Origin of the sequence: Mycobacterium sp. WMMD1722, from assembly GCF_049315205.1 — a bacterium.
Taxonomy (GTDB): domain Bacteria; phylum Actinomycetota; class Actinomycetes; order Mycobacteriales; family Mycobacteriaceae; genus Mycobacterium.
This window is the reverse complement of record NZ_CP186056.1, coordinates 1643624-1658683: the sequence shown is the minus strand read 5'-3', so window position 1 is coordinate 1658683 and position 15060 is coordinate 1643624. Positions and strand designations below refer to the sequence as shown.

8 protein-coding genes and 1 pseudogene are annotated in these 15060 nt (G+C 69.6%); 4 read left to right on the top strand and 5 right to left on the bottom strand.

Translation table 11 applies throughout. From position 1 onward, the window contains the following. The first annotated feature begins 108 nt into the window (after positions 1-108). The 4 genes from hemE to ACN27E_RS07705 all read left to right on the top strand — a co-directional run bounded on the left by hemE (position 109) and on the right by ACN27E_RS07705 (position 5643). Complete coding sequence (gene hemE / locus ACN27E_RS07720; protein WP_422747955.1) at positions 109-1158, top strand: uroporphyrinogen decarboxylase; 1050 nt, start codon at positions 109-111, stop codon at positions 1156-1158. Continuing rightward, positions 1155-2510 carry a protoporphyrinogen oxidase gene (locus ACN27E_RS07715; RefSeq protein ID WP_422747953.1) on the top strand — a complete coding sequence of 452 codons (1356 nt, stop codon included), beginning with the start codon at positions 1155-1157 and terminating at the stop codon, positions 2508-2510. Before hemE ends, ACN27E_RS07715 begins: the two co-directional genes overlap by 4 nt. A gap of 4 nt (positions 2511-2514) precedes the next feature. Further along, a complete protein-coding gene (gene hemQ, locus ACN27E_RS07710) occupies positions 2515-3219 on the top strand; it encodes a hydrogen peroxide-dependent heme synthase (RefSeq protein WP_422747951.1) in 705 nt (234 codons plus the stop codon). Between the two features lie 111 nt (positions 3220-3330). Continuing rightward, positions 3331-5643, top strand: coding sequence for a putative bifunctional diguanylate cyclase/phosphodiesterase (locus ACN27E_RS07705; protein ID WP_422747950.1), 2313 nt, complete (start codon positions 3331-3333; stop codon positions 5641-5643). Here ACN27E_RS07705 and msrB read toward each other — a convergent pair. From msrB to aftC, 5 genes and pseudogenes are all read right to left on the bottom strand, one after another. Then, entirely contained in the window at positions 5606-6019 is a 414-nt protein-coding gene (gene msrB, locus ACN27E_RS07700) for a peptide-methionine (R)-S-oxide reductase MsrB (RefSeq protein WP_422747948.1), read from the bottom strand. The two genes, ACN27E_RS07705 and msrB, sit on opposite strands and share 38 nt — an antisense overlap. Positions 6020-6028: 9 nt before the next feature. Continuing rightward, a complete protein-coding gene (locus ACN27E_RS07695) occupies positions 6029-12349 on the bottom strand; it encodes an AAA family ATPase (RefSeq protein ID WP_422749700.1) in 6321 nt (2106 codons plus the stop codon). A gap of 75 nt (positions 12350-12424) precedes the next feature. Next, positions 12425-12565 (bottom strand): annotated as a pseudogene (locus ACN27E_RS07690) (double zinc ribbon domain-containing protein); the annotation flags it as partial. 2 nt (positions 12566-12567) lie between these two features. After that, on the bottom strand, positions 12568-13635 hold the full coding sequence (locus ACN27E_RS07685; protein WP_422747947.1) for a phosphotransferase: 1068 nt from the start codon (positions 13633-13635) through the stop codon (positions 12568-12570). Positions 13636-13727: 92 nt separating this feature from the next. Next, a complete protein-coding gene (gene aftC / locus ACN27E_RS07680) occupies positions 13728-15047 on the bottom strand; it encodes an arabinofuranan 3-O-arabinosyltransferase (RefSeq protein ID WP_422747945.1) in 1320 nt (439 codons plus the stop codon). Positions 15048-15060 lie beyond the last annotated feature (13 nt).

Sequence of the window (15060 nt, the reverse complement as noted above, 5' to 3'; positions counted from 1 at the left end):
GATCTGTGCGCAATCTCGAAACGCTGGATCGCGACGCCGAATCGGGCTCGACCGGACCGAGGCTCCCGTCACGGGAGCACCGGCGTGGGCGTGGCAGCATTGATGCCGATGAACAGCCGTCGCGAACTGCCCGAATCGCCCTACCTCGCCGCCGTCCGCGGTCGCAAACCCCACCGGGTTCCGGTGTGGTTCATGCGCCAGGCCGGCCGGTCGCTGCCCGAGTACCGGGCGTTGCGGGCCCGCAACACCATGATGCAAGCCTGTTTCGACGCCGAGCTGATCACCGAGATCACGCTGCAGCCGGTTCGTCGCCACGGCGTCGATGCGGCGATCCTGTTCTCCGACATCGTGGTGCCGTTGCGGGCCTCGGGCATCGCCCTGGACATCGTGCCCGACGTCGGGCCGGTCATCGAGCATCCGATCCGCACGGCCGCCGACGTCGCGGCGGTCAACCCGCTGGACCGCGATCAGGTGGCGCCCGTCGCGGCGGCGATCGCGATGCTGACCGAGGCGCTCGGCGACGTACCGCTCATCGGTTTCGCCGGTGCCCCCTTCACCCTGGCCTCCTACCTGGTCGAAGGCGGGCCCAGCAAGCACCACGAGCGCACCAAGGCGATGATGTTCGGCGAACCGCAGACCTGGCACGCGCTGATGAGCGCGCTGACCGACGTGACGATCGGCTTCCTGCAGACCCAGGTCGACGCGGGGATCGACGCGCTGCAGGTCTTCGACTCCTGGGCGGGCACGCTGTCGCTGGCCGATTACCGCAGCCATGTGCTGCCGCACTCCGCCCGGGTCTTCGCCGAACTCGCACCCGCGGGCGTGCCCATGACCCACTTCGGTGTCGGCACCGCCGAACTGCTGGGTGCCATGTCCGAGGCTGGTCCGCACGTGGTCGGCGTGGACTGGCGCACCTCGCTGACCGACGCCGCGGGCCGGGTCCGCCCGGGCACGGCGCTGCAGGGCAACCTGGACCCGGTGGTGATGCTGGCCGGCTGGCCGGTCGTCGAGAAGGCGGTGCGCTCGGTCGTCGAAGACGGCCGCCGCGCGGTGGACGCCGGCGCCACGGGGCACGTCTTCAACCTCGGCCACGGGGTGCTACCGGCCACCGACCCCGAAATCATCACCGCGACCGTGGAGCTGGTGCACGCGCTGTGAGCCGGTCGTACTGCGTTGTCGGAGGAGGCATCTCGGGCTTGACCGCGGCATATCGGCTGCGGGTCACCGCGGGTCCCGACGCGACCATCACCCTGCTCGACCCGGCCGACCGGCTGGGGGGTGTGCTGCGCACCGAACGGGTGGGCGGCCAATGGCTCGACGTCGGGGCCGAGGCGTTCGTCGCCCGGCGTCCCGAGGTGCCCGCGCTGCTGGCCGAACTCGGCCTCGCCGACCGCCAGGTGGGCACCACCGGCGTCCGCCCGCTGATCTACAGCGGCGCCCGGCTGCATCCGATGCCGCAGGGCGCATTGCAGGGCATCCCCGCCCAGGCGTCGTCGGTGGCCGGTTTGGTCGACGACGCCACCGTTGCGTGGATCACCGACGAACGGTCGCGGCCGTTGTCCTGGCGCCGTGGCGCGGATCCGACGGTGGCCGCCCTGGTCGGTGACCGCTTCGGCGAGCAGGTGGTGACCCGATCGGTGGATCCGCTGTTGGCCGGGGTGTACGCCGGCTCGGCCGCGACCATCGGTCTGCGCGCGGCGGCACCGACACTGGCCGACGCGCTGGACCGGGGGGCGCGCAACCTGACCGACGCGGTCCGCGCGGCGCTGCCGCCGCCGGCGACCGGTTCGGTCTTCGGCGCGATCGACGGTGGTTACACGGTCCTGCTCGAGGCGCTGCGTGAGCAGGCGGGTATCTCGTGGTGCCAGGTCGGCGCCGATCGGGTGGAGCGCAGCGCCGGCGGCTACGACGTCCTCGACGACGAAGGTGGCCGGCATCGCGCCGACGCGGTCGTGCTGGCCGTACCGGCGCCGCGGTTGCCACACCTGGTCGAGCAGCTCGCGCCGCGCACCGCCGTGGCGGCGCGCCGCATCGCGGTCGCCTCGGCCGCGGTGGTCGCCCTCGCCCTGCCCGGCGGAACTCCGCTGCCACAGCAGTCCGGCGTCCTCGTCGCCGGCGGAGAACGGCTACGGGCCAAAGCGATCACCCTGTCGTCGCGTAAATGGGGGGCCCGCGGCAACGTGGAGTTGCTGCGGCTGTCCTACGGCCGATTCGGTGATCAGCTGGCCCGCAGCGCCGGCGACGACGAGCTGGTGAACTGGGCGGTCGAGGATCTTGGCGCGGTGTTCGGGATCGCCGCCGAACCCGTCGACCACCACGTGCAGCGGTGGCTGGACGCGATGCCGCAGTACGGTCCCGGTCACGCCGAGCTGATCGCCGAGCTGCGGGCCGGACTGCCGGCCGGGCTGGTGGTGGCCGGCGGTTATCTGGACGGGATCGGGGTGCCGGCCTGCGTGGCGTCGGCGGCGAAGGCGGTGGCGTCGCTGGCCACCTCCGGCGTGGCACGATAGGGCCATGGCCAAGCTCGACTTCGACGCCCTCAACTCCCAGATCCGCTATCTGATGTTCTCGGTCTTCGCCGTGCGACCGGGGGAGTTGGGCTACGAGGACGAGGCCCGCGCCGCGATCGCCGACGAGACCGCCACCTTCCTCAAACAGCAGGAGGAACGCGGCGTCGTCGTCCGGGGCCTCTACGACGTCGCCGGTCTGCGGGCCGATGCCGACTTCATGATGTGGACCCACGCCGACAACGTCGAGGCGCTGCAGGTTACCTACGCCGACTTCCGGCGGGCCACCACGCTGGGCCGGACCAGTTCGCCGGTGTGGAGCAACGTCGCGCTGCACCGCCCGGCGGAGTTCAACAAGAGCCACATCCCGGCGTTCCTGGCCGGCGAAGAGGCCGGAAACTACATCTGCGTGTATCCCTTCGTGCGCTCGCTGGAGTGGTATCTGCTACCCGACGACGAGCGCCGCCGGATGCTGTCCGAACACGGCATGGCCGCCCGCGATTACAAGGACGTCCGCGCCAACACCGTGCCGTCGTTCGCGCTCGGCGATTACGAGTGGATCCTCGCCTTCGAGGCGCCCGAACTGCACCGCATCGTGGATCTGATGCGCGACCTGCGCGCCACCGATGCCCGCCGGCATGTCCGGGAGGAGACGCCGTTCTTCACCGGGCCGCGGGTCGGGGTGGAGGAACTGGTGTCGCGGCTGCCCTGACGCCGTATCGGTTCCTGGGTTCACCGGCCCGAATTTTGCTAGGTTCGCAGCCAGCATGGGCGCGGATTCTCCGCTCCTGGCGGGGATGGGCTTGGAGGCGGGGTGCCTGGTGTGCACGGGGGACCCCGGGCGGCGATGACGGCCTCGGTCGTCGTGGTGGTGGTCCTGGCGGTATGGCTGTTCGGTCAGCTGCCGGGGTCGGTCGTCGCGGCGAACCTCGGCATCATCGTGTGCACCGGCTACGCGGCGGTCTGCGCCGCGCTGGCGGTCGGGGCGACGACGGGGCGGCGGCGCAGCGCCTGGGTGTGCTGGGCCATCGCGCTGAGTGGGTGGACGCTCGGGGAGACCCTCTGGGCGTTCTACGAATTGGTCGCCCACGAGAGTCCGTTTCCCTCACCCGCCGACATCGCCTATCTGATGTTCCCGCTCTTCGGCTGTCTGGCGTTGCTGCAAATGCCGGTCGGATCGGCCGGGCAGTCCCGGATCCGCCTCTTCCTCGACGGCCTGATCGTGGCGTTGTCGCTGTTCCTGCTGTCCTGGGTGACGGCACTGGACGACGTCTACGCGGCCGACACGGGGGACCGGTTCGGACTGGCGCTGGCGCTGCTCTACCCGGTGACCGACCTCATGATCGTGGCCATCGCGTTGCTGGTGCTCGTCCGCGCCGACATCGGGCAGCGGCTGCCGATCACGCTGCTGACCGGGGCGATGCTGATGGTCACCCTGTCCGACAGCGCGTTCGCCTGGCTCACCGCCGAAGACGCCTACGGCTCCGGTCATCCCGTCGACCTGGGCTGGATGGTGGGAGCCGTGATGTTCGGTGCCGCGGCGTTGGTGAGCCGCGATTGCCCGGCGCCGCCGGCGGACGTCCCGCAGGTGCCGACCAAGATGTCGATCTGGCTGCCGTATCTGCCGCTGCTGGTGGGCGGCACCGTCGCGGCCGTGATGGTGCTCGACGGGGTGCTGCGGGCCGTCGTGCTGGCGGTGCTCTTCGCGATCTGCATTCGGCAGACGCTCGCGTCGTGGGAGAACCGCAGGCTGCTGAGCCGGGTGGCCGACCAGGCGTTACGCGATCCGCTGACCGGGCTGGCCAACAGCACGCTGTTCAACGACCGGTTGGCCCACGCCATCCAGCTGCGGGAACGCGACGGCCGCAAGGTAGCGGTGCTGTCGCTGGATCTCAACGATTTCAAGGTGGTCAACGACTCGCTGGGCCACAGTGCGGGCAACGAGCTGCTGGTCAAGGTCGCCGAGCGGTTGCTGCGATGCGTGCGGCCGGGGGACACCGTCGCCCGCCAGGGCGGTGACGAGTTCGCGATTCTGCTGGAGGAGCAGGTCGACCACTCCACCGAGGTGGCGCACCGCGTCGTCGAGGCGTTCGACGCTCCGTTCACCCTCGACGGCCACGATCTGCTGATGCGGCCCAGCATCGGGCTCGCGGTCGCGGGTGCGGACGCGGTGTCCGGCGACGAGCTGTACAAACGCGCCGACGTCGCGATGTACGTCGCGAAACGGGCCCGCGCGGGCGGTGTCCACGAATTCACCCCGGAACTTGCCCTGCTGTATCCCGACGTGGCCGCGCCGACCTCCGGCGCGCACACCGATGACCCCAATACGGGTGCGGCGGCGGTGCAGCTGCTGGGTCAACTGCGCCACGCGATCGAACGCGATGAGCTGACCGTGGTGTATCAACCCAAATACGAGCTGGCGACCTCCCGTGTCGTCGGGGCCGAGGCGCTGTTGCGCTGGCGGCACCGGGTGCACGGCCTGCTGGGCCCGGCCGCGTTCCTTCCGCTGGTGCGCCGGCACGGCATGATGGGGGCGATCACCGATCTGGTCCTGAGCAAATCGCTCGACGATGCCGCCCGGTGGGCCGCCGAGGGGATCGCGGTGCCGGTCGCGGTGAACCTGTTCGCCCCGTCGGTCGCCGATCTGCAGCTTCCCGACCGGATCAACGAAGCGCTGGCGGCGCGGGGACTGCCCGGTGCGGCGTTGATCGTCGAGATCACCGAAGATCTGTTCCTGTCGGACATCAAGCGGACCTGTGCGGTGCTGCAGCAGTTGCGCGACCACGGCGTGCGGGTGGCCATCGACGATTTCGGCAGCGGCTATTCGGCGCTGAGCTATCTGCGCGAACTGCCGGTCGACGAGGTGAAACTCGACCGCGGGTTCATCGAACCGATCGTGTGGGACGCGCGCGCCGCGGTGATCGTGCGGGCGGTGGTCGGGTTGGCGCGCGTGCTGGGGCTGACCACCGTGGCCGAGGGCGTGGAGAACCTGGAAACCGCCGAGCGGCTGCGCGCCTACCAGTGCGACGTGGCGCAGGGGTATCACTACAGCCGGCCGCTGAGTCCGGCCGACATGTTGGAGCTGTTGCGCGCCGAGGCTAGCCGGCGCGCACCAACCGTAGTGAGATCGAGTTGATGCAGTAGCGCTGATCGGTCGGCGTGGGGTAGCCCTCGCCTTCGAACACGTGACCCAGGTGGCTGTGGCAGTTGGCGCACAACACCTCCACCCGGCGCATGCCCAATGAGTCGTCGGGGCGCAGGATCACCGCATCCAAGGCGGCCGGGTCGAAGAAGGACGGCCAGCCGCAGTGGGACTCGAATTTCTCGGTGCTGCGGAACAGTTCGGCCCCGCAGGCCCGGCACTGGTACACACCCTCGGTTGTGGTGTCGGTGTATTCACCGACGAAGGGCCGCTCGGTACCGGCCTGCCGCAGCACGTGGAATTCCTCCGGCGTGAGCTTCTTGCGCCACTCGTCGTCGGTCAACTGGAGTTTGGGCGCCGATGAGGTCATGTGTTTACGTTAGCGAGTTTTCGGCGCACGCACCCGTTCCTGGGCGTGCGCGAACGCGGCGGCCTCGTCCTCAGGGTCGAACTCGCAGACCCCGACCACCTGTCCACCGGCGATCTCGGTGACCAGGATCCGTTCCCAGAGGTAGTGCTCGCCGTCGCGGCCGACGGCTTCCCGCTCCATGCGGCTGAGCAACACTCCAGGTGCCACCCACCACACGACCGAATTCCAGATGCGTGACGTCGACACCATCGCGGCCATCTCCTCGACGCTGGCACGCAGGGCCGTGCGCGAACGGTCCGGGAAGCCCGAGCGTGAGCGGTTGCCGAAGCTGATGTCGGGATGGGTGAGCTCACCGAACATCCGCTCGAAATCGCCGGTGTTGTAGGACGCCGCGTAGCCCACCTCCACAGCGCCCCACTCGGCGAATGCGGCGCCTTCGCCGGCGTGGTAGCGATCCGACAGTTCCCGGTAGGCCGCAACGAAGTCGTCGGCATCGAAGCGTCCCTCGAAGAGGAACCGCCCGTCCGGGCCGACCTCGTAGACATGCAGATAGACCGATTCGTTGCCCGCTTCGTCGGACCAGGCGCTCCTGTGCAGACTCAGTCTGTCGCCGCGCACGGCCACCACCTGGAATCGGAAGCTGGTGTACTGCCGCAGGATTCGTTCGCCGGCGGCCCGCAGACCGGCGGCGTCGCGGACGGGAGCGCCCCGCAACCGTCGGTGGTCGTCGTACACCGAGGGGTGCGCATAGCAGGCGACGGCCGCGTCGAGATCGGCGTCGTTCATCGCCCGCTGCAAAGCCTCGACCGTCTCGCAGCACCGGTTCGTCTTCGCCAACCGCGTGGCATCGGTTCGGTGTCCCTGCTCGGCGAGGGCGAACGCCGCATCCTCGTCCGCGAGGTCGAACATGTGCGTCGCGACGAAGCGGCCGGCCAGCGTTTCGCATACCACCAGCCAGGTCCACGAATAGGATTCGCCGTCCGGGCCGGTCGCCTCGCGTTCCAGGCGCGCCACTGCGAAGCGTCCGATCCAGCGCAGAGCCGAGGCCCAGGTGCATGCCGAGGAGACCATGGCGGTCAGGCTCGCGAGGCTGGCCGCGAGACCACTGACCGCCGGATCGGGGAACACCGCGCGGGACCGATTCTCCGCCGGTGCGACGGGGTAGGTGTCACCGTCGAAGGCTCGGTCGAAGTCTCCGCGGTTGACCGCGGTCACCCACCCGGTGGCGGCCGCGCCGATGTCGGCGTGCGCCGCGCCCTCGCCGGCGTAGTAGCGCTGCTCCAGTTCGGAGTACGCGGCCTCGAAATCGTCGGTGTCGAATCGGCCTTCGTACCGGGAGAGGCCGTCGTGGCCGATCTCGAACACATGCAGGAAACCGGTCTCGTTACCGGAGTCGTCCAGCCAGCGGCTGCGGTAGAGGCACACGGTGTCACCGCGCACCGCCAGCGGCCGGTAGTGGAAGTGGCTGTACTGCTTCCGGATTCGGTCGGTGGCGGTGCGCAGGGTCGCGATGTCGTCGATGACCGTCCCGGCCAGGCGCCGCCGGTCGTTGTAGACGTATGACTCGGAGATGCGGGCGAAGGCGCCATCGATGTCGTTCGCGTCGAAGGCCGCCAGCACGTCGGCGACCATCTGAGTGCACCGGTTGCTCACCGCGAGCCGGTGGGCGGACGGTCGCGCGCGCTCCTCGACGTAGGCGAAAGCGGCGTCCTCGTCCTCGAGCTCGAATTCGCACATCAGGGTGAGGCGGTCGTCGCGAATCTCGGTCACCAGGATGCGCTCCCAGGTGAAGCGCTCACCGTCCGGTCCGACGGCTTCGCGTTCGAGGCGCGTGACGTTCCAGTGGGGTGACATCCAGATCACCGCGGCCAGCCAGGTGCGCGCCGAGCTGACCATCGCGTTCAGCTGGCCGAAGCTGGCCCGCAATTCGTCGGCCGAGCGGTCGGGGAACAGCGAACGGCTGCGATTCTCGACCCGCAGGTCCGCCGAGGCGACCTCGGTCATCAGCCGGTCGTAATCGTTGCGGTTGATCGCCGAGATCGCCGCGGTCGAGACGACGCCCGACGCCGCGAAGGCGGCCCCCTCCCCGGCGTAGTAGCGGCGCTCCAGTTCGGTGTAGGCGGTCTCGAAGTCGTCGGCGTCGAATCGGCCCTCGTGCGTGATCAGGCCGTCGTCCTCGACCTCCTGGACGTGCAGATGACAGGTCCGGTTCCCTGCGTCGTCCGACCACTGACTCCAGGCCAGAAGCAGACGGTCGCCCCGGACCGCCAGGGGCCGCCAGTCGAAGTGGTTGAACTGCTCGACCACCCGCAACGTCGCCGGCCGCATGTCGTGGATCGGAGCGCCGCCGAGCGCCCGGTGGTCTGCGAAAGTGAAGCGCTCCGAGAGCAGCGCCAGGGTCGCCTCGACGTCGCGGCGGCCCAGGGCGGTGACCATGGCGGCCATCGTGTCGGTGGCACGATTCGCCAGCGTCAGCCGATGGGCCGTTCGGGCACGCTCCTCGGCGTAGGCGAATGCGGCGTCCTCGTCGTCGGCGTCGAATTCGCAGATCGACACAATTCGGCCGGAGCGGTGCTGGGAGACCAGGATCATCGTCCAGGCGTACCGCTCACCGTCGGATCCGGTGGCTTCGCGCTCCAGGCGCACCACGCTCCACGTCGGTGACAGCCATCGCACCGTCGACATCCAGGTCCGCCTGGCGGTGACCATGTCGTCGAGCTGCCCGAGGCTCTCGCGGAGATCGCCGGCGGATCGGACAGGGAACCCGCGTGCCGATCGGCTCTCGACCTGCAGGTCCGGCGCCGTCAGTTCACTGAACAGGGTGTCGAGTCGCCCGCTGTCGAGGAGCCGGGGAGCTTCGCTGGCCGGAAGTCCGTTCTCGGCGAACCGCGCACCCTCGCCGGCGTAATAGCGCCGGTCCAGTTCACGGGTGGCGTTGTCGAGGTCGTCGTCGTCGAAGCGCCCGAAGTAGTTGATGCGTCCGTCGGGTCCGGCCTGCAACACGTTCAGCGTCGCGGCTTCGTTGCCGGCGTCATCCCACAGCCTGCTCCACCGCAGTTCCAGGTACTCGCCGCGCACCGCCAGCGTGCGCCAGTCGCTATGCGGATACTGATCGAGGATGCGCTCGGACGCCGCGCTCAACTCGGCGACGTCGTCGATCGGTTCCCCGCTGACCCGCCGCCGGTCGTCGTAGGTGAAGCGGTCGGAGTGCACCGACACCGCCGCCGCGACATCGCGCGACGCCATGGCCTGCCAGGCGCTGTCGGCCAGTCTGCTCACCCGGTTGACCACCGCCAGCCGCGTTCCGGGGGCGGTGTGCTCGGTGTCAGGTGGCGCGCCGCCCGAGGCCGCCGTCGCGCGGGCGGCGGCCGCCACCTCTTTGGCGGCGTAGAGCGACGTTGCCTCGTCGAGTGCCCGCCGGGCGCCGTCACTGTCGCCGGCCGCGGTCAGCACCCGGGTCAGCGCGAGGCAGGCCTCCGCGTGGTCGAGTACCAGGTCGGTGCCCGCCGCCACCGCCACCGCATCGCGCGCGGTGGCGACGGCGTCGTCATGTCGGCCTTGGGCGGCCAGGATCTCGGCGCGCACCGCGCGCCAGGCGATGGCGGTCTTGAGGTTTCGTCCCGCCAACCGTTCGCTCTCGCGCGCGTAGCGGTCGGCTTCGTCGACCCGGCCCTGTTCGAGCACCGCACGCGCGAGCAGGGCAGCGGCCTGGCCGGCGTCCACGCCGACGCCCAGTGCGTCCAGCCCCTCCAGCGCCGTGCGAAAGTGCGGTTCGGCGGCGACGAAGTCGCCCTGGGAGGCTTCGATGATCCCCGCGAAGAGTTCGGTTTCCATGAGCCCGTGGCGCAGACCGAGGTCGGCGACCACCTGACGGGCTTCGGCGAGCATCGAGCGCGCCTTGGCCGGTCGCCCACGCAGGAGTTCGAGCACCGCGAGGCAGCGCAGCGACGTGGCCTCCAGCGAGGGGGCGGCCGTGGTCATTCGCTGCATCCGCACCACGTCGAGACAGCGCCCGCCGGCCTTGGGCACCGGGCTCGGCCCCCACAGCGCGGCGCTGGGAGCCGCCCCGAGCGCTGCAGCGATCTGCCGGTGGTCTCCGCTGCGCCGGGCGGCGATGAGCGCTTCGAACAGATCGGCTTCGCAGTCACCGATGCGGCCCAGCCGCGATCGGGCGCCGGCACGCACCCGGTAGGCCTTGGCCAGGCCGGCCGCATCCTGGCGCGCGGTGAATTCCTCGATGGCCGAGGTGAGGTCGGCGTCCACCTCCAACAGCCGCTCGGGGTCGGTGTAGACGCTCAGCTGGGCGCGGTAACAGGTGGCCCAGGGGCGGAGGTCGGATTCGGCCGTGCCGGCGAACTCGTCGACCAGGGGTGCACCCGAGGCCACGTCGCCCGCCGACAGGAACGCCTCGCACCCGATCAGAAGCAGTTCGTTGCGCACCGGATCCTCGGCGGGGGCCAGCGCGGCGCCGCGCACGGCCTGCGTCCCCGCCGAGATCAATTCGTCGCGGTCCAGTGCGCGGCGCGCGGAAACGGCGTAGTGGCGGGCGGCGCGTACCGCCAGCTCGCCGACGTGCTGGGTCGGGGCACCTAAATCGACGCGATAGCCGTGGGCCGCTTCCAGATGCCGGGCGATCACCTCGTCGGTGTCGAACGCCGCGTGTCTGCCGGCCCGCACCCAATCGGCCAGCCGCTCATGGAGTTCGGCGCGATCGGACTTGAGCAGCCGCCGATACGCCACGTCGCGGATCAGGACGTGGTGGAATCGCCACACGGGCTCGTCTCCGAGGTAGGCGCCGCTGGGCTGGGCGAGATCCAGGCGCCGCAGCCGGTTCAGGGACTCGGCGATCGCGGCGGGGTCGGCTGCGGTGAGCGCGACAACAGAGTCGATCGAGAAGTCGTATCCGCTCACGGAGGCGACCTCGAGCACACGCCGGTCAGCGGGCGCGAGCCGCTCGAGCCGGGAGGCCAGTAGCGCATGGATCGTCGGCGGAATCGTGATGGCGTCGACGTCGATGGTGAGGCGCCAGCCGGCCGATTGTTCGACGAGAACCCCGTCGTGGGCCAGCATTCCGATCAGCTCCCGCACGAACAGCGGGTTGCCACCGGTGGAGGAGGACAGCCGCTCCACCAGTTCTGCGGGCAGCCGCTGGGTGCCCAGTACCGTGGCGGCCAGCCGCGCGGTGGCGGCGCCGTCGAGGCCGTCGAGGTGGATCGCCTCGAACACCCAGCGGCTTGCCGTGACGAGATCCGGTCGTACCTCCCGCAGTTCGGGACGGGCCAGCGCCAGGACGAGGAGCGGCGCGTCGTGTACCCATTCGACGAGGTGCTCGATGAAGTCGAGCAACAGCGCAGCCGCCCACTGGATGTCATCGAGGATCAGCACCACCGGATCGGTGTGACCGAGCACCTCGACGAAACGGCGCAACGCCCAGAAGGTCTCCTCCACCGATCCCGGGACACCCATCATCAGCCCGTCGAGGTCGCGCAGCAGGCGCTCCCTCTCGGGGACACCGCTGGGGACCGAAGTCCGGAGGTCCACAGCGCGCAGCATCTCGACCAGCGGCGCCAATGCGACCGTACCGTCGAGGTCGCAACGGGCCTGCAGCACAGTTGATTGCGGAAGGCCGGCGGCGAACTCCGCGGCCAGCCGGCTCTTCCCGACACCGGGTTCACCGACGACCGTGACCAGCCGCGCCGTCCGGTTCGTCCGCGCGCTGTCCAGCGCGGCCTGCAGCCGGGTCAGTTCGGTGGTCCGACCGACCAGGGCGACGGGTGCGGGGGTGTCGGATCGGCGACCGCGCCAGTGATACACCGCCACCGGTGCGCTGCGGCCCTTGACCTGGACTCGCCCGGCGGACTCGTAGCGGTGGCTGTCGCGTGTCGAACGCCAGGTTTCCTCGCCGACCACGACACCGCCGTGCGGACACAGTGATTCGAGCCGAGCGGCCACGTTGAGCGCGTCGCCGACCAGATCGGCATCGCCGAGCCCGACGACCACCTCGCCGGTGTTCACCGCCACCCGCAACGCCAGTTCGGCGCCGTAGGTGGCCTGCACGTGTGCGGCGAGCCCGACGAACTCGTCCTGCAGCGCGACGGCGCCCTCGACCGCGCGCACCGCGTCGTCCGGGCCCACATCGGGTACTCCCCACAGCGCCATGAACCCGTCGCCGATGTACTTGACCACACCGGCGCGGTGGCGGTCGGAAGTCGTGCGGAGCAGGGTGTGGTAGCGGCCGATCACCTCGCGCGCGGTCTCGGCGTCGACGCGCTCCTCGAAGGCTGTCGAGCCGGCCAGATCGGCGAACAGGACCGTCACGGTCTTGCGCACCGGTCCGGCCGTGAGGTCAGCCCCGTGACGGGATTCGGGGACCGTCGAATCGTTCAGTGGCGCGCCGCAACCGCGGCAGAACCGTGCCGCGGAGCTGGCCGCCACGCCGCACGCCGTGCAGACCCGGGCCAGCGGCGACCCGCACGCTTCGCAGAACCGAGCGTCGTCTTCGTTCGCCGTACCGCAGGCCCCGCAGCCGGGGCGGTGCCCGGTCATGGTCAGTCGGGTCTCAGCGAGAAGGCGTCGTGGTCGCCGAGCGCCGTGACCGCATTGGTGAACATGGCGCGCACCAACGCGAGCTGCCGGTCATTGACGATGTCGACGCGGCCGGCGGCGAGCACCGGATAGGCGAAACACCATCCGGTGGTGAGCCGGTAATCGCGCCACAATTGTGGCGCCGGGTAGGAGATGCCGCGCTCGGCGAGGCGCTGGGCGTAGCGCTCGATCAGCCCGGCTTCGCAGGCACGCCGAGTCTCGATGCTCAGGCTCTGGGTGAGGAAGTAGGCGAGGTCGTAAGCGCCTCGTCCTTTGCCGGTGATCTGCCAGTCCAACGCAGTGACCGGGGGATCGTCCGCCCCTGTCGCGAAGAACAGTTGATCCAGACGCAGATCGCCGTGCAGGAAGGTCTGCGGGGGGCGCGCCAGTTCGGACAGGAACCACGGGATCAGCGATGCGAAGCGCTCACCGTAGGTGCGGACGGCCGGTGTGAGGTCGACGTCGAGGGTGTTGAGCAGAGCCGGCCAGGCTGCCCGGTAGTTGGCGGCGGTCACGGCAACGAACGTGGGATCGCCGAACGACACCAGCCAGGACAGCCGCATCAATTCCTCGTTGTCCCACCAGTGGGCGTGGTGGGCGGCGATGGCGTCGACCACCGTCTCGGCGTCCGCCGCTGCGCAGCCGACGATCTGGTCGACGGTCCGCAGCCGGGCGAGGTCCTCGAGCACCAGCACGAAGTCGTGCGTGGCCTCGTCGATGGCGGCGAAGTAGGGCGTTGCCGGGCGCAGCGGGTTGGCCACACCGATGTGCTGATAGAAGCGAATCTCGCGGAGGTAGAGGCCGAGATCTTCGCACAGCGCGGAGCGGGCGCGGGCGTCCAGCGTAGGCATCTTGATGACCACCGAATCGGGGACGTCGGGCCCCTGCAGATGCGCGCGGAACAGCCGGCCGAGAAGTCCGACACCGACGGCGATCTGCTCGAGTTCCACGGCGCGCACGTCGGCATCCATGACGTCGCTGAGCCACTCGGCAGTGATGGACGACGGTTCGACCGGAATGGTGTACACCACATCGGCCTCCCCTCGAACGGATCAATCGTACGAGATCGGAGGCTTCTGAGCAGCCTAAATCCGCGCCGGGGGAGCCTGCCGAGCGGCGGCGGTCAATCGAGCGATTCGGCGCGGGCGGGCGTTGTCGCACCCGCCGGTACGGCCTTGCCCAGCCACGGCGGATCGATGCCACCGTCGAGTCGGCCGTCGGCTTTGGCGTCGAGATACCGGAAGTACAGCACCGAGAACACCACCACCAGCATCAGTGACCACCCGTAGGTCACCTTCATGTACTCCAGGAACCGCCCGGTGGTGGGCCACTGCCACATCAGCCACTTGTCCATCGTCATGAACCCGTACACCGCCAGCCAGGCCGGCCAGTTGCGCAGCACGGAGTTCGGCAGAACCACCGTCATCAGGAACGGGAACAGCATCATCGAGTAGTAGGCCTGGCCGAGGGAGAGCACGAGGAACGAGGCGGTCAGCAGCACGCCCGAGGATGTCAGCATCCAGAACAGCGGATCGCGGGTGCGGTAGAAGCGGTACAGCAGTACCAGACTGCCGATGGCCAGGAGCAGGAACAGGATTCGCAAGCCGAGGATCAGCAGCGGGGGCAGGCCGTAGTAGATGCCGTTGCCCTGGATCGAGCTGTTGAAGTAGTCGCGGGTGCCCATGATGTAGGGAACGGTGCGGGTGACGAAGTCCATCGGGTCGGTGTGCAACGGCCAGGCGGCGGCGTTGAAAACGACCGGTACCGCGACCGCGGTGACCAGCGGCCGCCATTGCCGGTTGAGCAGCGGCAGCAGCAGCAACGGCGCCAGTGACGGTTTGACCACCAGCGCCAGCCCGATCGCCGCGCCGGCCAGCCACTCGTGACCGCGCCGCCCGTCGAGCAACCAGCGGAAGAAGAGCACCTCGGCCAGCAGCATGAAGCCGTTGATGTTGGTGAAGACCAGCGTGTTGGTCACCGATTCGGTGCAGTACATCGCCAGCAGCAGCGCGGGGGCGGCCACCGAGGCCAGCGTGTAGTTGAACAGGCGCAGCAGCAGATAGGCCGCGATCACGGTCGCGAGGCTGTTGAGCGTGAAATACCAGTTGCGCGAGGCCACCTCGGGCAGGAAGCCGAACGGCGACAGCAGCAGGGTGCCGCCGGGCGGATAGAGGTAGTGCGGATCGACGTGTTCGAAGTGCTCGTTGTAGATGTCCAGCCCGAGGCGCAGGTTTGACACCGCCCGGTAGACGGGCCCGAAGTCGTCGGTGATGAATCCGTTGGTGGCCAGCACGTAGGTGCGGTGGATGATCGTCAGAATCGCGATCGGCCACAGGATCGAGCGCAGCACCGACGCGGTGCTCGGTGGCGACGTGCGGGGCCGGAAAGCGTTCGCCAATCCGGAGCGAAGAGAGTCTGCTGCCAGCACGAGCGAACCGTACACCGGGGGCGATCGT